Origin of the sequence: Sphingobacterium puteale (genome assembly GCF_050986225.1) — a bacterium.
Classification (GTDB): Bacteria; Bacteroidota; Bacteroidia; order Sphingobacteriales; family Sphingobacteriaceae; genus Sphingobacterium; species Sphingobacterium puteale.
This window is the reverse complement of the sequence record NZ_CP158959.1, coordinates 4,295,032-4,318,118: the sequence shown is the minus strand read 5'-3', so window position 1 is coordinate 4,318,118 and position 23,087 is coordinate 4,295,032. Positions and strand designations below refer to the sequence as shown.

The 23,087-nt window shown below is 38.9% G+C and carries 18 protein-coding genes and 1 pseudogene; 11 read left to right on the top strand and 8 right to left on the bottom strand.

Annotated elements, in window-relative coordinates:
* Nucleotides 1–200: 200 nt before the first annotated feature.
* The 4 genes from ABTV71_RS18450 to ABTV71_RS18435 all read right to left on the bottom strand — a co-directional run bounded on the left by ABTV71_RS18450 (nt 201) and on the right by ABTV71_RS18435 (nt 7,007).
* Nucleotides 201–1,796: a RagB/SusD family nutrient uptake outer membrane protein gene (locus ABTV71_RS18450; RefSeq protein ID WP_433900627.1), complete on the bottom strand. Its 1,596-nt coding sequence runs from the start codon at nt 1,794–1,796 to the stop codon at nt 201–203.
* Between the two features lie 10 nt (nt 1,797–1,806).
* Nucleotides 1,807–5,064: a SusC/RagA family TonB-linked outer membrane protein gene (locus tag ABTV71_RS18445; protein WP_433900626.1), complete on the bottom strand. Its 3,258-nt coding sequence runs from the start codon at nt 5,062–5,064 to the stop codon at nt 1,807–1,809.
* Between the two features lie 153 nt (nt 5,065–5,217).
* Complete coding sequence (locus tag ABTV71_RS18440) at nt 5,218–6,408, bottom strand: FecR family protein (RefSeq protein WP_433900625.1); 1,191 nt, start codon at nt 6,406–6,408, stop codon at nt 5,218–5,220.
* A gap of 86 nt (nt 6,409–6,494) precedes the next feature.
* Complete coding sequence (locus tag ABTV71_RS18435; protein WP_433900624.1) at nt 6,495–7,007, bottom strand: sigma-70 family RNA polymerase sigma factor; 513 nt, start codon at nt 7,005–7,007, stop codon at nt 6,495–6,497.
* Nucleotides 7,008–8,343: 1,336 nt separating this feature from the next.
* On the opposite strand from ABTV71_RS18435, the gene ABTV71_RS18430 reads away from it, so the two are divergent.
* Complete coding sequence (locus ABTV71_RS18430; RefSeq protein ID WP_433900623.1) at nt 8,344–8,769, top strand: DUF3995 domain-containing protein; 426 nt, start codon at nt 8,344–8,346, stop codon at nt 8,767–8,769.
* Nucleotides 8,770–9,121: 352 nt separating this feature from the next.
* On the opposite strand, the gene ABTV71_RS18425 is transcribed toward ABTV71_RS18430, so the two are convergent.
* On the bottom strand, nt 9,122–9,457 hold the full coding sequence (locus ABTV71_RS18425) for a hypothetical protein (protein ID WP_183078844.1): 336 nt from the start codon (nt 9,455–9,457) through the stop codon (nt 9,122–9,124).
* Between the two features lie 624 nt (nt 9,458–10,081).
* On the opposite strand from ABTV71_RS18425, the gene ABTV71_RS18420 reads away from it, so the two are divergent.
* The 5 genes and pseudogenes from ABTV71_RS18420 (at nt 10,082) to ABTV71_RS18400 (ending at nt 15,449) form a co-directional block, all read left to right on the top strand.
* Nucleotides 10,082–10,678 (top strand): NAD(P)H-dependent oxidoreductase, encoded by a 597-nt coding sequence (locus ABTV71_RS18420; protein WP_433900622.1) that lies wholly within the window; start codon nt 10,082–10,084, stop codon nt 10,676–10,678.
* Between the two features lie 204 nt (nt 10,679–10,882).
* Nucleotides 10,883–11,827: an aldo/keto reductase gene (locus ABTV71_RS18415; protein ID WP_433900621.1), complete on the top strand. Its 945-nt coding sequence runs from the start codon at nt 10,883–10,885 to the stop codon at nt 11,825–11,827.
* 154 nt (nt 11,828–11,981) lie between these two features.
* The gene (locus tag ABTV71_RS18410; protein ID WP_220700176.1) at nt 11,982–13,094 is read left to right on the top strand and encodes a vWA domain-containing protein; all 1,113 of its coding nucleotides are present in this window, start codon (nt 11,982–11,984) and stop codon (nt 13,092–13,094) included.
* Between the two features lie 70 nt (nt 13,095–13,164).
* Nucleotides 13,165–14,631 (top strand): magnesium chelatase, encoded by a 1,467-nt coding sequence (locus tag ABTV71_RS18405; protein WP_433900620.1) that lies wholly within the window; start codon nt 13,165–13,167, stop codon nt 14,629–14,631.
* Nucleotides 14,632–15,069: 438 nt separating this feature from the next.
* Nucleotides 15,070–15,449: pseudogene (locus ABTV71_RS18400) on the top strand (type II restriction endonuclease).
* 320 nt (nt 15,450–15,769) lie between these two features.
* Here the strand turns inward: ABTV71_RS18400 and ABTV71_RS18395 are convergent.
* Nucleotides 15,770–16,405, bottom strand: a complete 636-nt coding sequence (locus ABTV71_RS18395; protein ID WP_121127000.1) for a carbonic anhydrase — start codon at nt 16,403–16,405, stop codon at nt 15,770–15,772.
* Nucleotides 16,406–16,950: 545 nt separating this feature from the next.
* Complete coding sequence (locus ABTV71_RS18390) at nt 16,951–17,553, bottom strand: FMN-dependent NADH-azoreductase (RefSeq protein ID WP_433900619.1); 603 nt, start codon at nt 17,551–17,553, stop codon at nt 16,951–16,953.
* Between the two features lie 109 nt (nt 17,554–17,662).
* Here ABTV71_RS18390 and ABTV71_RS18385 point away from each other — a divergent pair, with 109 nt between their 5' ends.
* The 5 genes from ABTV71_RS18385 (at nt 17,663) to ABTV71_RS18365 (ending at nt 21,395) form a co-directional block, all read left to right on the top strand.
* Nucleotides 17,663–18,049, top strand: a complete 387-nt coding sequence (locus tag ABTV71_RS18385; RefSeq protein ID WP_121127068.1) for a winged helix-turn-helix transcriptional regulator — start codon at nt 17,663–17,665, stop codon at nt 18,047–18,049.
* Nucleotides 18,050–18,584: 535 nt separating this feature from the next.
* Nucleotides 18,585–19,577, top strand: coding sequence for a hypothetical protein (locus tag ABTV71_RS18380; RefSeq protein WP_433900618.1), 993 nt, complete (start codon nt 18,585–18,587; stop codon nt 19,575–19,577).
* 151 nt (nt 19,578–19,728) lie between these two features.
* Entirely contained in the window at nt 19,729–19,881 is a 153-nt protein-coding gene (locus ABTV71_RS18375; protein WP_433900617.1) for a hypothetical protein, read from the top strand.
* A gap of 56 nt (nt 19,882–19,937) precedes the next feature.
* Nucleotides 19,938–20,597: a SanA/YdcF family protein gene (locus tag ABTV71_RS18370; protein WP_433900616.1), complete on the top strand. Its 660-nt coding sequence runs from the start codon at nt 19,938–19,940 to the stop codon at nt 20,595–20,597.
* Between the two features lie 3 nt (nt 20,598–20,600).
* On the top strand, nt 20,601–21,395 hold the full coding sequence (locus ABTV71_RS18365; protein WP_433900615.1) for a hypothetical protein: 795 nt from the start codon (nt 20,601–20,603) through the stop codon (nt 21,393–21,395).
* Between the two features lie 114 nt (nt 21,396–21,509).
* On the opposite strand, the gene ABTV71_RS18360 is transcribed toward ABTV71_RS18365, so the two are convergent.
* Nucleotides 21,510–23,051 (bottom strand): protein adenylyltransferase SelO, encoded by a 1,542-nt coding sequence (locus ABTV71_RS18360; protein WP_433900614.1) that lies wholly within the window; start codon nt 23,049–23,051, stop codon nt 21,510–21,512.
* Nucleotides 23,052–23,087: the final 36 nt, after the last annotated feature.

The window sequence follows — 23,087 nt, the reverse complement described above, 5'->3', positions numbered from 1 at the left end:
TTTCCAGCAAAATCAATACTATTTGTAATCATAGCTGCTATCAAAGACACTTTTCATAAACCCGGTTCATAATAGTGAAAAGGCTTGAGAGTTTCCTGTTAAAAGTTGTGTTTAATGAAAAGAAGAAAAATGCAAGAGCGGACATTCCCTAAGGAATACCGCTCTTGCAATATTGGATAAAAGAATACCGTCGTATTTGATTAATAACCCGGATTTTGCACCAAGTTAGGTTCTACCTGAAAACTACTTTCGTGAAATGGCCATAGGTATTGGTGATTTAAGAACTTTCGATCCTCAATTTTAAGTACCTCAGACTGTCCAGCACCATTCAAACGCATGTGACCAAGAGCTGCCTGATTAAGTACCGTTTCTGCCGTTTTCCAGCGCAAGATATCGCTATAGCGTAATCCTTCGCCAGCAAGTTCGGTTCTCCTTTCGTTGCGGATGAGCGCTATCCATTCCTGTTGTGATTTTGCCGTTAAATTGACATCAGCAACGGTCATATCGAGTCCGGCTCTTTTACGAATCTGGTTGATACAACTTTTAGCCAGTTCATCTATATCATTCAGCATGATCTTGGCTTCCGCATAGGTTAAAAGGACTTCGGCATAGCGGGCCAGGGGAAAATGCATATTTCCGCCAGTACGAAACGCATCGGCTTGGTCCACAAATTTCTTGAACCAGTATCCCGACCTACTGCTACGTAGGTTTTGGTAATAAAAAGCACTTTTAGCATCATAGATATCTATTTTTTCATTATTGAAGAGATCGCCATGACCAAATACACTGGCTTCATACCGTGGATCGCGGTTTAATTTTGGATTAAGCTCATAAGCTTGCTTGCTGTGTAATGGACAGTTGTCAATTGGCCGCCCCTGTAAAGTCCAATAACTATCCACGAGTGCTTTTAAGGGGACAACATAGGATTGGCCATTTCCGGTTCGGTATTGTGGAGCCAGATGCTGAAATGATGCCGTTGCTGAATTGTTATGGCTCTCCATATCAAACTTGATAATAAATTCTTTGTTGGTTTTATCTGCTTGATAATTAAATAGACTGGCATATTGGGGGTGTAGTTGATACTTCCCACTATCCATAATCTCCTTAGCAAGTCTCGCCGCCAGTTCGTACCTTCCGTTATAGAGCGCATAACGCATGACCAATGTTTTAAAGGAATACTTATTGAACATATATGCGTTTGTGGTGCCTTCATTTTCTGGAAGTCTATTGGCAACATCTTCGCTCATTTCAAAGAGCTTGTCAAGGATTTCGGCTTTAGGCGTCACCGGTGGTGTTGCTTCCTCCAGTTTGACAGGAGTTAGCACAAAAGGGACGTTACCCCAGAATTCTGTGATCCTGAAGTAATGCCAGATGCGCAAACCTTCGAGAATTGCTTTATACCGTTGTCGCGTAGATTCATTTTCGACATAGGGTACATCAACATTTGCCAGATAGGTGTTAATGCGTCCTATATGCTGATTGTGTAGATTCCAGTAATAAACGGCCAAAGCAGAGTTGCTGGTCATATTGCCGTTGGCAATAATCATATGGTGGTCTGTCTCAATGCGGGCATAAGCATTGTCCGAACGACCTTCGGTCATATAAAAAAGGAGACGACGTTCACCAGGACCCATAAAAGCATCCAAATAACTGCTATAAACCACACGACGTAAATCCTCCTCTGTGTTAAAAAACTCATCAAATGAAGTTGCTGTTGGATCTCGTTTATCAAGAAATTTCTCGCAGCTACTAAGGGTTGCCAAAGCTATTATCAGGGTAATAATTTTCTTTTTCATTGTTATGATATTAAAAAATGCTCGCGCTTAATCCAAAACTGTATGTTGCCATCCGCGGATAATTTCCATTACCGCTTCCGATCCGCTCAGGGTCCAAACCTTCCCACTTTGTTATGGTGAATACATCCTGCGCGTTTACATAAATCCGTAAGTTTTTAACACTTTTGCCAATGGAAGGAAAAGTGTAGCCGAGCTGAAGTGATTTAACACGAAAAAAGGCTGCATTGCTGAGCCATACATTACTCAAAAGGGTGTTCGGCGTGGAGCCTGTCCACAGACGTGGGAAGCGGCTATTTGGATTTTCTGGGCTCCAATGGTCGGCAACATACTCAACACGTGGTGCTCCTAAGTCATTACTGTTTCCGTCGACATAAACCGGATAAGCTTCCTGACCGGCTATTCGGCCAGTTCTTTTGCCCACACCTTGGCCTAGTGCTGAAAAATCCCAGCGTTTATAATGAAGATCCATATTGATGGCGTAATTGTAATAGGGAAGTGGATCGGCGAGGTAGACGCGGTCATTGTCGTTGATTAAACCATCTTGATTTTGGTCAACATAGCGGATATCGCCGGGTCTGGAATTGGGCATTTTTGCTGCGGTTTGATCAATTTCTTGTTGACTCTGAAAATAACCATTTGATTGAAAACCGTAATAGTTATTGATCGGGATCCCTTTATACCATATCTGGTCATTGTTGCCTTTGAAAATCAATCGGTCATTTTCATTATAGCCGGCCTTGAGTATGCGGTTACGATTGTTAAATAGCATAGCGCCGACTTTATAGGAGAAATCATCTTTCTTGTCAGACCAGTTTACCGAAACTTCCCAGCCATTATTCTCCACCGCGCCAATATTTACTGCGGATATCAGCTCGTATGAACCCGTTAGAGGCGGGACAGCAAATTCATCGTAGATTAAATCATATGAATTCTTATGGTATACCTCCGCTGTAAGAGAAAGTCTATTTTTGAATGCGTTCATATCGAGACCAATATTCCATTGCTTTTGTTTCTCCCAGGAAAAATTAGAATTAGGAACGCGCATCGTCCATCCCCAGGTATTGACGGATTCCTGCCATAGATAAGGCGCTACATTTTCATTACCAATCAACCCGTATGACGCTCGGATCTTCATATTGTTGATCGCCTCGGATTCGAGAATAGGTTGGAAAAAGCGTTCCTTATGCAGGTTCCATGCAAAGGCCCCTGATGGAAAGAATCCCCAGCGATGACCTGGTGCAAATTTACTGCTCCCATCCGAACGACCTGTTAATTCAAATATATAACGGTTGTCAAACGAATAGTTTAGTTTACCGAAAAAAGAAGCCTTGCTAATTTCCCTAAAATCGGTGAATGTATAGCTCATGATCTCAGAGCCTGCGGTGAGATAGATTTTGTCTTTATCCTGACGTAGTTCTTTGTTATAATTTACCAATGCCCGCGCAGTTAACTGGCTCTCACTTACTCCTTGTGAAGCATTCACATCATTACCCCATATAGTGATCGGTGCCCCTTTTTCATCAAAGAATTTGTAGGTTAATCGCTTTTGCTTGTCGGCAGATTTATTGATCATGTAGGATACATTTCCTTCAATATTTAGGTTACTGTTGATATTATATTTGGGGCGGAGATTTATCGTACTCCGGTCATGCATATAGTTTTTGGTGCCACCATGTTTAATCGAGGCGATCGGATTTATGTTGTTATGCAGTATGAATGGTTCAGGCATATCTATATCATAGTAGATCTGTTGAGTTGGATTCAAGCGCCAGGCTTGTTGATAGAGCCCGTGACCATCGTCGTTTGCCATGAGGCGGTCTACTTGCAAGCGATGGGCATAGAAGTCAGCCATGAGGACGAATTTATCAGCAATATTGATGTTGGTATTGAAGCGCGCCGAAAATTTTTGTGTTCCCTCAATGTTATTAAGTCCATTTTCCTTAATATGGCCCAACATAAGGTTGAAAGTCCCCACGCCGCCACCACCGGAAATACTGGCGTTGTTGTTAATTGCTGTGGAGGTCCGTTCCATTACTTCATCCAGCCAATTGACTCCTTTTATTTTTCCGCTGGCATATTGTTCAATTGTTTCATCCGAATAGATCGCAGGTTGTCCTTGTTGGATCAGTGTTTCGTTTCGCAATTTCATAAAATCAACTGCCCCAACAAATTCTGGCAGATCTATCGGTTTGTTTATGGCATACCAGTTGTTTGTAAAAACCTTGAATTGCCCAGTTTGCCCACGTTCTGTTTCGATGATAATAACGCCATTGGCGCCACGGGAGCCATACATAGATGCTGAAGCCGCATCTTTAAGTACGGTAATACTTTTCACCTGATTAGGATCGATATCGTGAATACTCTGTTCCATTCCGTCCACGATGACCAGAGGATCGGCGTTTTGTAACGTGCTGATACCACGTATAGAAATGGTACCGGGGACACTGCCCGGAAGACTATTCCCCCGCATCATCGTAACACCGGGAATTGTTCCCGAAAAAGCATCCTGCATTTTATAAATGGGACGGTTTTTTACTTTTTCCATATCCATTTGGGATACGGAAGAAGCCAGGTGCTTTTTATCGACCTCTGAAAATCCGACCACCACAACCTCATCAAGCCCGACTTCGTCGTTGTCCATGACGATATTGAGCTCAGTTTTGTTGTTGATGGGGAGTTCAAGCTGTTTAAAGCCCACCGCACTGAAGATCAATGTGCCTTTATTGCCGTTTGGAAGAGAAAGCTGAAATTCACCCCTGGCATTTGTCGAGGTTCCTATATTTGTCCCTTTGAGCAAAATGCTGACTGCACTTAATAGATTCCCTTTTGTGTCATGTATTTTCCCTTTGATGGATCGTTGTTGATACAGCGTTTCGCTGCCTGAGCGGTCATCAGGGGCATCATCCTGTTTTCTTTTTATGACAACGGTGCCACGATGTATCATGTAATAAAAAGCACTATTTTTAAAGAGCTGATCAAGTGTTTTATTCAGGGGTGCATCTGTTATTTCAAGATTTACTTTTTCATTGTTTAGTAAGCCCTCCATAAAGATAAAACGCACCCCTGTTTGTTGGGTGATGTTTTTGAGAACGGTTTCGATCTTGGTGTTTTTGGCGTGCAGTGTAATCTGAGCAGAGCTTGAAGCGTAGGCACCCATCATGGATGTTGCCAATAATATTCCTGTCAGTTTCATTTTGATTAGATTGTTCAAAAATTTTCCCTTGTCTATAGGACAAAGAATTCCTTTTGAATAAAATAAATTATTCATAATTTGGTAGAGAATTAATAGTTTACGATCAGTTGTTAATTCAATCAGATGCAGGAGTATTGGAGTACTTCTGCATTCTTTTTCATACAATATTTAGGTATTTATCTTCTTACATAGTTTAAGCCCTCCTTTTCTTTTGGTTAGATAGTTTATTTATTTTTTGCCGGCCAATTTATTAACGATTAATTTTTCTTTGTCGATTGTGAGCTCATAACCGGTCAGGTCTTTTAGTAGATTACAGACCTCTGCAAGGGTCACATCTCTTTTTATGCCACCTTTGTAACGTCTTTTGTCCAATGAGACGTTGGAGTCAATTTTGATACCATACCATCGACTCAACTCATCCAGAATCTGTTGCATACTCTTATTTTCGAAATAGAAATAACCATCCTTCCATGCCGTTGCTTCTTCCATATCTGGTATCGGAAAAGCCACCAATTGACTGTTAATCATTTTTACTCCATTTCCGGCATCTATAAAAATCTCATTTTCCTGTCCATTGACTTTTAGTCGTCCCTCTTTTAGTAGAACTTTTGCATTAGGTTTATAGGAATTGATGTCAAAGGCTGTACCTATAGCTTGGATACTGAGATCATTGGCTTCTACTACGAATGGGCGTTTTGTATCCTTGGCAACTTCAAAATAGGCTTCACCCTTTAATCTTACTTTCCGTTGATTTTTCTCGAAATTGGGCCTATAGGTCAATTCCGATTCCGAATTTACCCATACCCTTGTACCATCACTTAGTGTTAGCGCTATGGTAGATCTCTTGGGCACAATTAAGGTGTGTATTGGATTAGACTCTTCAGTTTTGAGCTGTGAGTACAGCAATTTACCCTCTTTTAATTCAATACCCCGAGGAAGACCTCCATCAACTTGTTTATTCATTAAGTTAATTTCGTCTTCTCCTTTGATCTTGAGGATAGCACCGTTTGTTCCGGGAAGAACATCATTTTTTTGTCCATAGACCTTGTCCGGGATAAGATAATTGACAGGTCTTAAATAAGATTTCCAGATCCAGACAAAAGTAAAGAGCAATAACAGCGCAGCAACAATTCTAATAGCGGGTTTCCAGTTTCCATTTAACCGATGATAATTTGGTGCAATTTGTCGTTCATTATATTTGGTTTTTAAAATTTTCCACTCCTGATCCAGGTCAGTGGTACGCAAATCAAATGGAACATGGATATCTGTATTGGCAAGCCGGTGGCGCAAACTATCCTTTGCATCGGGATATTTTTCCAGCAAAAGTCTTAGCTCATTCTCTTGTTCATCAGGTAGTTGTCCTTCTTTCAGGAGTAATGAAGCTAATTCAGCCAATACTATTTTATCGGTTTCTATCATAATTCAATAACTAAATAACTTGAGGAATCAAAAAGGGTGACTCCAGATAAAAAAAAATTTTTTAAAAATAGAAGGGCAAATGGTCCTTAAAATATAAGGAAGTTTAATACTAAATTCAGGAATTTGGTTTTCAAAAGGTTTATCGCGCGCATACGCTGAGTTTTTACGGTGTTGACGGAAACATCTAATTCCTGTGCGACCTCGTCATATTTCATACCATCCAAATAGATTAAACGGCAGATCCGCTGACAGCCCTCAGGCAATTGATCGAGTTCACGGTGTAATGCACCAATCAGCTCGGCATTGATAAGATCGTCCAAGATATTCCGATCGTCAGACTCTGTTATGGTTATAGCATCCCGTATCTTATCAAACACCCTATCTCGCCTTTTGGCATTCATTGCCATATTTTTTACTGAGGTGTAGAGAAAGCTTTTGATAACACGTTCTCCCTTCTCCAACAGTTCTGGCTTATCCATCAAGACAATAAAAGCATCTTGTACAATATCTTTAGCTATTTCCTCCGAGTTGACCCATGGAAAGGCAAATGTACAGAGCTGTAGAAAATATGTTTTGAAATAATATTCGATGGATAACATTACCTAGCTATTTTTTTTAAAATATAGCTATTATACAAAATATTGGAAACAATGCGTGTATTTTATATAAAGTAATCTTAGGGGCATTTTTGTGAATAAGTGACTGAAATAACTATTGTTAAAGTTCGGTTTCTAATCGTTTTTTTGTGCAGCTAAAGATTTTTTTTATTGTGTTAACTTTCCAACTGTAACAATTAAAGGGATTAATGCCGGTTTTTATTATCGTGAATTTTTCATTTCCAAAAATCACAAAACCGTTATTTTCAGGGGTATTTTAGTATGGTTCCTTTCAGTATTTTCGATCTATCGCATGATTGAAAATAGTACCATGAAACAGTTCACGATTTTAATTTCATTTGTCGCATTGACCGGCTGCAAAATCAATCCGCGGAAATTGCAGGTTTCTGTCTCGTTCAAGCTGGACTAAAATGAGTGACAAAAGAGATCTTGAAATTGTTATCGCATATACTTTTACAAGCCGTAGCGGAGTTACAGAGCGGCTCCCATACCAAATTTTTAAGCTTTCCAAAGCTGCCGAAAAGCTAAAATTTCGGATACGGGGAAATATTTATTCGAGTGGGCATCATCAACCGGATTAGAAAAATTCGATTTGAAAAAGGTAAATAGTTTAGCAATACGATTACGTTGTGTTATTTTGCTGAACAGCACTTTGTTTTTTTTGCGAAAATGAGAATTAAAAAATGTTCCAATAAAATAATAAGATTGAATAAATCGATGTAAGATCTATTCTAAACCATTAGGCTCGCTAAAGGAGTAAAGCCGATCTAATAGAGCTGGTAGATGGAAGGCGATCCTAAATCTCAAAGCCGGATAAAGAAAAATGAAGTTGTCATAGAAACTTGCCCCAGGGCAATTTTTAAGCGGTTGCAATCCACTAACTTTATTTTATACAAAAAATAAAATATGATGAAACCTGAAATGATATGGGCGAATTTGGCGGTGGTCAATCTAGAACGCACGTAAAAATTTTATAAAATGTTGGGATTTAAAGCGAATGACTTGCATACTTCTGATCAGTTGGTGAGCTTTTGGCGACCCTGACGGACATAAATTCAATGTTTTCAGAATGTAGCGCGAGCCCGAATTTATTGCAGTATTTTGGTATAAGGCTAGGAAGCTTTCCTAAACGCTAAGGGTAGTTGGGGACCCTTTTGTGATATTGCTGGACGGAAGACGCAAATTGTTATAGGCTCTCAGTTTTCTAAAGAACTAAATGACTTTTATTAAAGTGTGATAAAAAGGCGTGTCGAAAACTTTCCGTATAACCATTAGTCAGTAAATTGACCAAATTCAAAGAATATTTTATATTTACTTAATGGAACATTTATTATCAATTGTAATTGCCACTATTTTTATTTTGTTAGCGTTGCTTCATCTCTTTTGGGTATTTGGGGGACAGTGGGGGATAAATGCTACTATACCCACAACCCTAAATGGGAGAAGGGTATTTAATCCGGGCTGGCCAGGTACTTTACTTGTTGCAATCGGATTATTATTTTTTGCATTGACGAACCTCTGTGCTGTTGGCATTCTGAAAGGGCCTTTTGATAATAAATATACGGATTACGGCATGTACATGATCAGCGGCATTTTTTTTGTTCGATTTGTCGGGGATATGAAATATGTTGGCGTATTTAAGAAGTATAGGAAGACCGTATTTGCCTCACGGGACACGTATATTTATACCCCATTATCACTGTTTTTATCAATTTCTAATGGAATTCTAGCGGTTCTGTTGTAAGCTGGATAGATTGGGAAATATACTATTATATCAAGCGCAAAGTGTACCTACTTCATAATGGCTGCTCTTTGTGCTTTACTTTATTGCAAGCTAATTAGAAAATGCGCTAAAGTCAGCAGGAGGTGATTAAAAGAAATCAGCCTAGGAACTCACAGATTCTACTTTAAGATAACGGGTGCTGATTGTTGCATCTCGGTTAACATTGATCCAGGAACCGGAGATTTTGCTCAACAGGGTAGATTGTAAAGTACCCATATTCACAGAAAAGAAGTAAGACTGCGGGGTTTGGGCAGAAGCCACAGCGTATGCCAAATTGTGCCCGGAAATGATTTTGTTTTTATTGACCAAGCTTTTATTTATAAGCGTAATAACAGCTTTGGCTGTAAAGACGTTGTAAATTTGCTGATGAAAGCCAGCTATATTTTTTGTACATAAACTGTCTGAATTGGTAGAAATCTATAAATTCAATTCCTGTATCGGAGTGAATGGGATTCTCGACTATAAAACGGTGTGCAATTTGATGTACTTTTTTGCAGAGGACATTGCATTCTTCCAGTTGCTGTATTTTTAGATCCGGAAATTTAGTAGCCAACCTTTCGTTAATTGGTTTTAACCAATTTTGTCCAAACTCCATAGATAGTTGAAGGCCATAGTTTAATATTTCAATTGATAAATTTATTTGAGTCATAAATCATAATAAGTTTGTTAATCTAGTTCTGTTTTGCTCGCTATAGATGTTTACTTGAGTCTGTATCTCATCCATTTTTATCCCATCCGGTTATTATATGCTATTGCTAAAATAACAATTTATCCTTAAAAATTTGGTTGCCAGGTGTACAACAATTTTTTGATGGGGCAAGCTTGTGTGGCTGATTCATTCTTAACTGAATAACCTAGGAAGCCGATGGTAACTTTGGGTCATTAGTAAATCATTACAAAAGCGAATTTTGATTTTGCTGCGGGGTACCCTCGGGGCACAGACTGAAGCAGCCAGCAGTTCTCTTTGCAGTCTTTGCTATATCGTTCAGGATGCGATGTATGGGCGGTTTATGAAACGGATAAACAGATGCTAAGGACTTCCCGGATAATTACCTTAACGAGTTCAGTTTATAGATATGCACCATATTGGTTCGGACCGTATGTAAAGAGATGACTCTATTTTACCTGAAAAATGGTTAATTTAGTTTTTGGCCGAACATTATTATATTTATGATCATGATGGCAAGCCTTCAGTTGCCGATATTGTTTTGATCAAATAAAAGCGATTCGAACTTATAATGAAATTTTGAATAACAAAAGTAATCCTCATATTATGAATATTTTGTTTGTTTACTGTCATCCGAGTGAGAGATCTTATACTTTTGAGATCTTCAGCCATTTAAAGGCGCTTCTTTCGGCGCAAAATTGGAATATTGAGGTTTCCGATCTGTATGCTAATAATTTTCAGAGCAATATGACCGCAGAAGAATACTTGCGGGAAGGGCTTTCTCAAACGTTGCTGCCTATCCCAAATGATGTGCGTGAAGAGCATCGAAAGATAGAAAATGCGGATTGTATTATCTTCCTTTATCCCGTTTGGTGGAGCGATTGCCCGGCCATGATGAAAGGTTGGTTTGATCGCGTATTTGCTGTTGGTTATGCTTATGGACAAAAGTCAGATTTGCCAAAAATGAAAACAATCAATTATGGATTAGTTATTTGCACAGCAGGCCACCCTAACAACTTTTTAGAGGAAATCGGGATTGCACAGAGTATGCAGCATATTATGCTTGAAGACCGACTGGGGAAACGCTTTAAGCATAAGGAAATGCTTATCCTTGGAGGAACTTTGGCAATAGACGAGGTGAGAGAACACCATCTACAACAGATTGACGGATTAGTAAAAAGAATAGTCCGCTACTGCAGCTAAGACTTTTATTATTTTGGTGCATTATCATAACAATAACTAATCGGCATGGATTTGATACCTTTATGTCTATCTTGTGCAATATATGATGATCGTTCCAGCTTCATATCCTATTTTTATTTTAATTGCTGTAACTTTAGGTTAGGCACTGGTTATTGATGACTGGGAAGAACCTTTTTACAAGCGAACAACAAAAGATTAATGTTGATGAAAAAGATAAAAATACAACACACAGATTTAGAGATTGCACCGATCAACTTTGGTGGTAATGTCTTCGGATGGACACTTGATGAACAAAAATCATTTGAGATTCTGGATAAATTTGTAGGAGCCGGATTTAATTTTATAGATACTGCGGATACCTATTCCTGGTGGGTAAACGGGAAAGGCGGTCAATCTGAAGAAATTATTGGTAAATGGTTAAAAAGCCGCGGTAATCGGAACGACATTGTACTGGCGACTAAGGTTGGGTCTGAGACGAAAGAGCATGGTTTTGATATTTCCAGGAAACATATTTTGAAATCAGCGGACGAGTCCTTGCAGCGTTTGGGGGTAGATCAAATAGATTTATATTATACCCATTTTGATGACAACGTTACACCTGTTGAGGAGACTTTATCAGCCTACGATGAACTAGTAAAGGCCGGTAAAGTTCGATTTATCGCCGCCTCAAATATCTCTCCTGAACGGCTTATCGAAAGTTTTGATTGTGCGGAAAAAAATGGTCTACCCAGATATGTCGCATTGCAACCCCATTATAATTTGGTTGAGCGCAGCCGTTTTGAAAATGACTACTCCCAGATAGTCGAAACCTATGGTTTGAGTGTATTCCCATACTGGTCTCTTGCGGCGGGTTTCTTGACGGGAAAATATCGTGCCGAGGCAGATTTTGACAATACCGCCAGAGGTGGTGGCATAAAGAAATATTTTGATGACAAAGGTAAACGTGTGTTGGAAGCTTTGGATGTAGTGGCTGGAAAATACGATACTAAACAGGCTACAGTAGCGCTAGCATGGCTACTAGCAAAGCCATTGGTCACTGCCCCCATTGTGAGTGCAACCAGTGTGTCGCAACTGGAAACCTTATTTGATGCTCCAAAACTGCCATTGGATGCTGAAGATATTGGCCTTTTAGACGAAGCGAGTAAATAAACGATCACTTGTTGTCAGACGGCAGCCATTGTTCAATGTTAATGGGGAATGGCTCCTTATATGGATTATTATGTCGTAAATTTATCTTATGAAGCTGTTCTGGTTTTAACGGACGAATAGCTTCTTCATCCTAATAAATTAACATATGAGCAGCATGAAACGAAATAGGGGATTTTTCTTCAAGCAATATGACGAGCCGTTTCAGACGCCTTTTGAAAAATTATTTGATATTTTCAAAGAATTGATTACCCATACCTCGGGTGATTTTGATGAAGCCATTGATTGGCTGCGTGAATTGGATCTGGAATTCAAACTGACCACTCCAGAATATACCATAGATGATTTCATCGCCGATCTGAAGAATAAGGGATATATCAGGGAAAAAATGGAATTTGATGGCAACGGTGGCGTGGACATTACCTCAAAGATGGAAAAAGCCTTGCGACAAAATGCATTGGACCAGATTTTTGGGAAGATGCGAAAAGGAAAGTCCGGTAATCATAAAGCCAACCAACAAGGCCAGAGTGACGAAAACATGGGCGATTTTAGAAGATATCAGTATGGAGACGGTCTCGAGAAAATTGCTTTGACTGAAAGCCTGAAAAATGCACAGATCAATCATGGTATAGGCGAGTTCGGTTTGTCAGAAAATGATCTGGTTGTAGAGGATACACAGTTTAAATCGCAGATGAGTACGGTGCTGATGATCGATATCAGCCATAGCATGATCCTATATGGCGAAGATCGGATTACTCCTGCAAAGAAAGTAGCCATGGCCCTATCTGAACTTATCCTTACACGGTATCCCAAAGACACGCTCGATATTATTGTCTTCGGTAATGACGCTTGGCCGATAGCGATCAAAGACTTGCCCTATCTGCAAGTGGGGCCGTTTCACACCAATACTGTCGCTGGCTTAAAGTTAGCAATGGATATACTCCGGCGCAAGCGGCATGCAAACAAGCAGATATTTATGATTACAGACGGCAAGCCGAGCTGTTTAAACATGCCGGATGGTACCTACTATAAGAATCCAATGGGCTTAGATCCATTTATCACCGGAAAGTGCTATAATATGGCCGCGCAGGCCCGGAAACTAGGAATACCTATTACGACCTTTATGATCACTTCAGATCCCTATTTGCAGCAATTTATCGATGAATTTACGGCTTCAAATCAAGGCAAGGCTTATTACACAGGACTTGGAGATCTGGGCGGAATGATTTTTGAAGACTACGAAGAAAATCGCAAAAAAAGAATACGATAAACAGTGAATTTACGGCAATAAAATATAAATCTTGCGCAAGGTTTGCGTTTGCGCCTCATCATCAGAAGATATGGATTACACAAAGATTACAACATTTGGTGCACTGAAAAAGTCAGGTTACAAGCCTAAGACGATAAAAGAAGAATTGCGTCAGAACTTGATTACAAAAATTAGGAAAGGCGAAACCGTGTTTACCGGAGTACATGGTTATGAGGATACCGTTATTCCCGAACTTGAGAGAGCTATTCTTTCCAAACACAATATTAATTTCCTTGGTCTTCGTGGCCAAGCAAAGACCCGTCTGGCTAGGCTCATGGTTAATCTGCTGGATGAATATGTGCCTGTGGTAGCTGGATCAGAGATCAATGACGATCCCTATAACCCTATATCCCGCTATAGCCTGGAGCTCTTGAAGGAAAAAGGTGACGACACCGCGATAAACTGGCTTCATCGAAGTGAACGTTTTTCCGAGAAACTTGCTACGCCCGATGTGACGGTAGCCGATCTGGTAGGTGACGTCGATCCGATCAAAGCAGCCAATCTGCGATTGAGCTATGCCGATGATCGCGTGATTCATTTTGGTATGATTCCACGGGCAAATCGTTCGATATTTGTCATTAATGAACTGCCTGATCTTCAGGCCCGGATTCAGGTGGCACTTTTCAATATCTTGCAGGAAGGGGATATCCAGATCCGCGGATTCAAATTGCGTCTACCCTTAGATATACAGTTTGTGTTCACCGCAAATCCGGAAGATTATACCAATAGGGGGAGTATTGTGACGCCATTGAAAGACCGGATAGGATCGCAGATATTGACGCATTATCCTGAATCAGTTGAGATCGCGAAGGCAATAACTGCCCAGGAATCCAACTTGGAGGCGGCACAGAAAGAACAAATATACGTTCCTGAACTGGCCCGTGAATTAATTGAGCAAATCAGTTTTGAAGCCCGAAATAGCGAATATGTTGATGAAAAGAGTGGTGTTAGCGCAAGGATGAGCATTACAGCATTTCAGAACCTATTAAGCACAGCTGAACTGCGCATGCTCAAAAGCGGATCAAAAAAGACGTCAATACGCCTGAGCGATTTTGTGGGTATTGTCCCAGCTATCACCGGAAAAGTTGAGCTCGTTTACGAAGGTGAACAGGAGGGGGCTGCTAGCGTCGCGTTGCTGTTGATCGAAAATGCAGTAAAAAGCCTATTTCCGATTTTATTTCCTAAAATTGAAAAATTGGAAAGGGACAACGAGCGCTATCCTTACGACGATATTATTCGTTGGTTTTCAGAATCGGAAGGCATTGAGCTGTCCGATGAACTTACAGATGCAGATTACAAACGACAATTGGACCAAGTGACAGCTATCCAAACATTGATTGAGCAATACCAATCGCAAACGAAAATTCAAGATCGTTATTTTTTGAGCGAGTTCATCCTTTGGGGGTTGGCACTAAATAACAAGTTAAGCAAATATAGACTGGGCAATGGCCTTCAGTTTCAGGATAACTTTCAGGATTACCTTCGAAAAAACCTATAGCCAGAAGACGAGGTGTTATGGATATAATTGCCTCAAAAAAGCTGTAAAGAGACTCTTTGCAGCTTTTTTGATGCACCAAATATTTATTTATTTCAAAAGTTGATACTCTTTGATGTGAAATCATCTTTCGTCCACTTTTTCCTGTTGCCTTCGATCGATTGTATTTTTCAGCCAAAACTTATCCTAAGGATATCGAAATTTTAAAGCGGCTTGATTGATAAATAATAGCGTCATTACCTATGCAGACGGCTCATTTTCATTGCCTTCTTGTTTCTAGGAACAGCTCTATTTGATTGCCTAGAACCGGAACACCACGTATTCCATATCACGAAGTGCTTTATTGACAAGTACATCCTTTTGCATATTGCGTTCGATTTTGGGAATCCAAAAGAGGCGGATGGGCTTAATGCGTTCTTTATTATTTTTCCAGTCGAATCCATGCCAAAATTCACCATCTTTGGCGATGATGTGGAAGCTTTTTTACAGTTTGCACTGACAGTGATTAAGAGACGAAAATCCAGAGCAGGTCATGACTTTGAAAATCATCTTCATGCAATTTTCGATACCTATGGGATTAAATATTCCAAAGGGGCAAAAACAGAAAGAAATAACCGGTACTCTCCGAAGCTGGCTGTATTCCGCACAAGCACTTGATTAAACTCCAACCCGCAATAAATCAGATCGATGAGATGATCGCGCAGAATTTACAACTGATCATTCCTTCTCCATTATACATGATCTATTCGGAAGCCCAACTGACCAATATTATTGATGTAAAATCTTTTGTCTCAAGGATACTACCACATACTCAAAAATAGGTCGTTATTGAAGGGGCCTTTTATTTATCTGTGGATGCCAATTTAAACTGCTTAAGCTGGCTGATAAGGTAAACTTAAGGATGAAGAACGAGAGATGTACAATGTAATGTAAGTTTAAGAAATAAACGGGATGCGGCGAGTATGCGAAGTGAGCAGGAAAAGCCTGAGGTTATAAAAAAATACGGCCGTCCGGATACTTTTCCGGCGGCCATTTTTCATTTATCGCATGTTATATTTTAGTCATATGCCATACTGTTCCTTTGAACTAATGACCAGAATTTTTTATTCAAAAAGAGTTGATCGCAATTTCAGAGATAGCTTTATAGCCAACTTACGCTTCCAGTTTCAACATCGTAATTGGCACCTACAATCTTGATCTTGCCTTCTTCTTCAAGCTTCCGAAGAGTTGAACTTTGTCTGCGAATATCTTTAATGGCGTGTTTAATATTCTGCTGGTTTAATTTCTCCAACAAAACGCTATTTTTTGATGAACGTTCTTCGTCTTCATCTATCACTTCATTGATAATAGCATCAAAATGATTAACTAAATGATTCAGGTTGTCCATGCCCAATCCTTCGATTTGTGCAGCATCCAATCCACCTTTCAGGGCGCCGCATTTGGTATGGCCCAATACGACAACGAGTTTGGAACCGGCTACATTGCAGCCAAACTCCATTGAGCCTAGAATGTCCTGGTTGACAAAATTTCCTGCAATTCTGATGCTGAAAATATCACCAAGACCTTGGTCAAATATAAGCTCGGCAGAAGTACGACTATCTATACAGCTTAGTACCACAGCGAACGGCCATTGCCCTTCGCGCGTAGCATTTACCTGTTCGAGAAGATCCCGGTTTGCTTTTAGATTATTGACAAAGCGCTGATTTCCTTCTTTTAAGAAGTCTAATGCTTTTTCAGGAGTAATTGTGGACTGCGTTTCGTATGTATGTGCCTTCATAAAATTTAAATATTTCGAGTATTAAAGATAGGATAAATTCGCTAAATTTTAATGACGGGCAAAAATTGAATGTATTTTTATGTTCTTAATTTAATGTATGCGCCAATTGTTATCGATGAAGAATATTACTGAAGTATTGAAATTTAGTTTATTCTGGCCTCCGTTTTTTAGCTATTCAATGAGTCAGGTACGATTGGCAGGTTACCAAATTGTATAAATAGGTATCAATAGAAAATGTAGACACTAAAATATGTATGAAGGCTTAAAGCACCTTGGACTTTTTTCTGGAAGCGGCATTCCACAATACGTTTGCCAGCAAACTTTACGATTTCAGTGGACTTTTTATCTTTCCCATTTTCTGCTCCGCTATCTTCCCTAAACAAAAGTTCTGTTAACACCGCTTCCTATCCCGGCATTTCTATGGAAGGAGGAAACTGTATTGAATGCATTTGCGATTTCCTGTTGTAAATGCTGATTTCTCTGCCGGATAAAAATCCTTGCTAAAATTTAAATGACAAGGATTAATTTCCGATCAGATCCTTATATTAATCAATGGCAATATTCTTGATTGCTCTTTCCAGTGATGTCTCCATTATCCCGGGAATTGAAAGACCCTCTGCGCGGAAAACACTGATGTCAGAAATACCATAAAATCCAAAGATATTTTTGATGTAAGGAATATTGGAGTCATATATTTGATATGGGCCTTCCGAATAGATATTTCCAGAGGTAAAAGCGACATAAAGCTTTTTGTCGTTTAACAGGCCCTTTGGTCCGTTTTCATCATATTTGAAGGTATATCCAGCTCTTGAAGTAAAATCGAAATAGGCTCTCAGAGCCGCTGGAACTGAGAAGTTGTACATTGGAGAATCAATGACAATAATGTCGGCTTCCTTTAATTCCGAAATTAGACCTTCCGAATATTTGCTAATTGATTGCTGTTCTTCAGAATGATTTTCAGCGGGTGTAAAAAACGTATTTATATGTACCTCCTCCAAAAGTGGAACTTTACTTTTTGTCAGATCACGTTCCTTTACAATGCTATCGGGATACTTTTCCTGAATTTTTTGAATAACAGCATTTCCTAATTTTCTACTTGCAGATACCTCTGCTCTTGGACTTGAAATAATGTGAAGTATATTTTTCATTTTTCTTTGTTAAAATTTCTTTAGCAAAATTATGTATATTTGCTTATTAAAAGTTAGTAGTAATCAAAAGGTTAGTAGTAACCTTTAGGTTAGTTTAATGTTGAATCCCATGGAAAATACAATTGATTTAGAGGAGCCTATCACTGCTGCTAAATGTTCTGAAAACCTTTCTTCTGTTGAAGATGCAATTTATGTTATCGGCGGAAAATGGAAATTAAAGATTATTATTGTTTTGCAGGAAAGCGGGAGTATTAGATTTAATGAGCTTCAAAGAAATATTAGGGGCATCTCAGCGCGAGTGCTTTCAAATGAATTGAAAGATCTTGAATTAAACGGTTTTGTCAAAAGGGTCGTGCATGCCGAGCAAACGCCAGTTGTCGTAGAGTATATTTCCACAGATTACAGTAGAACCCTGAAAAACGTTATTATAGCACTTTCGGATTGGGGGAAAATGCATAAAAGAAATATTCGGACGGAAGCATTTTTAAGCCAATAGAAATTACACTGTCAGCTCATGATGAATATTCAAGCAAATTGAGAAAGATCTCTTACAGGCATGATTTATTTTTGATTCTTCTTTTTTTACCAGCGTCACCCCGTGCTCCCAATACAAAAATTACTTGAATTAACATTTTGCCAAGTTCAAAGAGACAATTTTCCACTTTAGGTGGTAAGATAGCGATTATGGTGCAAAAGGAATGATGCAAGAAATAGCGTATAGGGATCACACTTGAGGAAGCTATTCAGCAGGTAGTGAAAAGTTTGGGGGATATACCATTTGGCAGACCTGCAGAACCATAGGAGGTAGCCGAATTGGTAGGCTTTTTAATTTCGCGGAAAGTGAAACGGCAAAAGCAGCTACATATTTTTTAAGGTGCTATAATTCCAAAAAAACGCAAATGCCTACGAATGATAAACTATCGCCAGCGAATTATAATTTGTTTAATTTCTTGTAGATTTTACAGTTAAATTTGAGTACAGAATAAAGCTGATATCATCAATTAATACATTCCATTTTAGAATAATCGTACATGAATAGACTATTATTAGCCCTTTTACCCTTAATTTTTTCTTGTAAAAGTCAAAGGGAAATAGATCTGGCGACCTTGAACTTAAACGAGCCGATTGAAAAAGTCAGCAGTTTTGATGACGTATTATTGATCGGTGTAGAAACTGTAGAATATCCTTTTAGCTTGTTGTTGGAGGTTGAAAAATCGAATAAATACAACTTTGATGGAATTGATCTAGAAGGACAGCGGATTATTTTTCAAATTGAATCGGAGAAATTGAAAACAGATAGCATTACACGATTTGGCGGCGGAAATATCGATCTCAAACAGGCTAAAAATATCAATGAATTAAATGAGATCTTAAAAAATTACGATGCCGAAGGTAAGATCTATGGCGTAAGAATTGAGCTGAAAACGCCACAACTGCAGGCCAATATTTTAAAGAAACTAGAGGTTAAATACGGTAAGGGCACTAAAAATCCGAATACTGACAACGGTTTATACTGGAATATAAAGACTCAAAATAAATTTGTCTTTTATGCTCCAGATTACAAAAGATTAATCATTTTGAATAACACGGATCTGTCCAAATCGTGCTATTGGGATATCATGAATGGTTTAATCGATCTTGGCGGATGCGATAATGAAAAGTACATGGCAGACTTGGTGAAAAATGCAACCAGCCCAGAAGATGTTAAAGAGAAACCTACTATAAAAATTGATAAAAACTGGAACATTAATAGTTTGATTGTTGGTAAAACAACAGAAGAAGACTTTCTAAAATCAGCTACAAACAAGCGTTTTGAACGAATCGAAGAAATTGATGGGACCACGGCAAAAACAAATGAAATCTATTATCAGAATAACTATCATGATTTCTACTTTTACTTTGCTGTAAGCAACAGCAATCCCGATAATCAAAAGGAAAATTTCATTAATGGCTTCGCCATCAACGACTTTAGAAAGGTGGAGATCTCATTTGAAAATGGCTTAAAACCGGGTTTTAAAATTTGATGAAGTGCTAAAGTTATTGGAAAAGCTTAAAATAGACTTTCACCCAGTTGATTTTGCCAATTATATCGAAATTAAAACTTCACCTTATAAAGTGACCTTGAATTTTAATGATAAAATGTTGCTTTCTGGAATGTTTGTTAAATAGCTTCTGATGGAAAAACATCAGTTCCTTGGAAATGGGCAATCGGATAATACACGGGCGGATGTAACACCTTTTATCCCTACTGTAGAAGAAGAAAACATCAAATACATTATAGGGGTTGAGGGACCGGATTCTGTTGGGAGCTCAAAAAACGAAAAGTAGTTTTGCCGGAGAGATAAAGAAAACCGATTTTTATAAATTGTTGTAAAATCAAGCATATGAAAAAGATTAAAAAGTTCTTGTTATCGCTTATCATTCTATGTTTAACAGCTCTATTTGTTGTTTTATTAACCAACAGCAACGTAACGGCCGAAACAGAAAAACTGATTTTCACCGAACTTAAAGATGTGCCAAAAACGAAGGTAGCCATCATTTTTGGCGCCGGTATAAACGGCGATCAGCCAAGCAGGTATCTAAAAGATAGGCTGGATGCTGGGATTTCGTTGTACAAAAACAACAAGGTGGATAAAATATTGCTGTCAGGAGATAACGGGAGAGATGAATACGATGAGCTTTCAGTAATGAAGTTATATTGTCAGAAAAATGGCGTCGATACCACAAAAATTTACATCGACTATGCTGGGTTTGATAGCTACTCGACGATGTACCGTGCAAAACATATATTTTATGTTGATACAGCAATTTTGGTATCTCAGAAATACCACCTGAACAGATGTATTTATCTGGGCGATAAATTGGGTATAAAATCATTTGGTTATAGTGCAGATAGGGGCGTTTATTCGGGGTATAAATACTATGCATCCCGAGAAAAACTATCGGTTAGCAAAGCCGTTTTGGATGTGATAAGAAACAGGAGACCAAAGTATTTAGGTGAGCCGGTTGATATAAACAAAGAATCAAATTATACGAAAGAATAACTGATGAGATACCTTCCTTTTTTTATTCTACTTGTGTTTTTAGGCTGTAATCCTATCCCTAAAAAAGATAAACACCCCGATGTACCTCAACTGATCGAGTTGCTAAAAGACGAAAGCAAGTTCAGAAAAGTTACCGATATGACTAGCCTAAGTAGTCTTGTTTTTTTAAATGACGACAGAATACTTTTAAAGCCCAATAACAGTAATTCGCCCGTAAAGATTATTGATGTGAATAAAAATATTGTGTTTGAAAAGATTTACGACTGGGAACAGCCATTTTATATTGATAAACAGGGCAATTTATATCTCAACGGCAAGAAATTTTTCTACCCGGATTATAAAAAACAAGAAAATTTTAAAACGGTTGTTATCACTGATAGTCTGCGGAGAAAGTCGGAGGAATTGAGAGAGCTGAACGATAGTCTGCAGATGAAAGTTTTAAATAGATACGAACTGGAGATGCTGCAGCCATATGGGCTAAAACCTTGTCCTTACACAATCGTGAATACAGAGCGCTGCGATGTATTTAAAGTGATCAATCAGACTTTGGTCGTTAGACAAACAGACCTTTTTAAAAGCGAACTCGATATACCAAAAACTGAAATTCCTAAATTCGATGACGATGTTTTGATTGGTTGGCGCAATGGTAAACTGCCTAGTCCGGATTATTTGGCTTATTACGAACTAAAAAAACAACGCTTTAAGTGCGATGACATGATAATGCCGAAAATCATAACATTAAAAGACAAACCGTATTTATTTGCTTCTGGTTTGGGTTTGTACCAGATCTTATTTTAGAAGGAGCTTCCTAAAGCTTATAGGTCAGGCTATGCCGAGTGTGACTGCTGCCATTTCAAATTCATACAATATGGCTGTCTTATTAAGTGCATCAAATACAATAAATCTCTACTGTTATGAGCTACATGACAACGTAGAGCATCCTACGGTATCGTTATAGCTGGACGGACGTTTTTTGGAAAATTCCGGAAATAGTTCTTGGTATGGATGTTCTAAAGCCTGAGTTAGTTTAATTAACATTTCTGTTTTTCCGCTACTAATTTCTTCAATGCACTCGTAGAGTAAATAGTTTCTCAGTATAAATTTAGGATTTGTCGTTTTCATTAATTCCAGGGACTCTTGTTTTGAAATCGAATTTGAATGCAGACGGGATCGGTACTGTTCAATGAAGTCATCAAGTTTATTGATTTTTTCTTCATTTAAAACAGTATAAGCGACCGGGCTGAAATGTTCATTTAAATCCGTATCAGGTGTTATTTTTTCCAATTGATTGAAGAATAACGTGTGATCCAATTCCAGCTCCTGCATTAAGCCCTGCCAGTTGGTGAAAAACTCTTCGTCCTCTTTTTTGAGCCAGTCAAATCCGAATTTTTTGCAGAGCATTTTATCATGGGCTTCCCAAAAATAAATTCCAAAATTATTTAACGTGTTTTCCAAAAATTTTTCATCGTCGATTATCGGCTGAAGGGCATTTGCAAGTTTCCATAGATTCCAGTGCGCAATCTGTCCCTGTTTTCCAAATGCATATCTTCTTCCAGGGAGATCCGTTGTATTCGGTGTGAAATTTAAATTATATTCATCCATCATGGAGTAAGGACCATAATCAATCGTTAAACCTAAGATAGACATATTGTCCGTGTTCATTACACCATGAACAAAACCTACTCTGAACCATTCTACCATTAGGTCTGCCGTGCGGGTGCATACGTTTTCAAAAAAATCTTTATATTTCTGATGATCGGATGAAACAATTTCAGGGAAGTAATTTTCAATCGTAAAATCAAGCAGATCCTGCAAGAGCTTGTGTTCACCCTGAGCAAAGATCAGCTCAAAATGCCCGAAACGAAGGAAGCTTTCGGCAGTTCTTATGATTACGGCCCCTTTTTCGTACTTAGGATTGCCGTTATACATGATATCCCGTATGACGTCTTCTCCTGTAAAGGCCAGACTTAACGCTCTGGTAGTGGGTACTCCTAAGTGATACATGGCTTCACTTATCAGGTATTCGCGTACTGAAGACCTCAATACGGCCCTTCCGTCGGCACGTCTTGAATAAGGGGTTGCACCGGCTCCTTTCCATTGGACCTCTGTTTTCTTGCCGTTTGCATTGGTAATTTCTCCTGCGAGAATAGCCCTTCCGTCTCCCAGCTGTCCGGCCCAGTTGCCAAATTGATGTCCGGCGTACGCTGTAGCGTAGGTCTGAATATTGTCGGGAAGATGAGAACCCACCAGAAAATTAAGATCTTTTTCTTCAAATTTTCCCAGTCCAATTTCCTCAGAAAGCACTTCGTTAAAAGCAATTAAATGAGGCTTGTAAAACTCGGCAGGTTTAACCGTGGCAAACAAAACTTTTGGCGTGTTTCTCTGTAGAAGATTGTTGGAAAAATCTCCAGGAAATTTTTTGAGGAAAGGCTGTCTGATGTGTTCGATATTCATACCTCAAAGATATTAATTATAAAAGAATAAGACCGT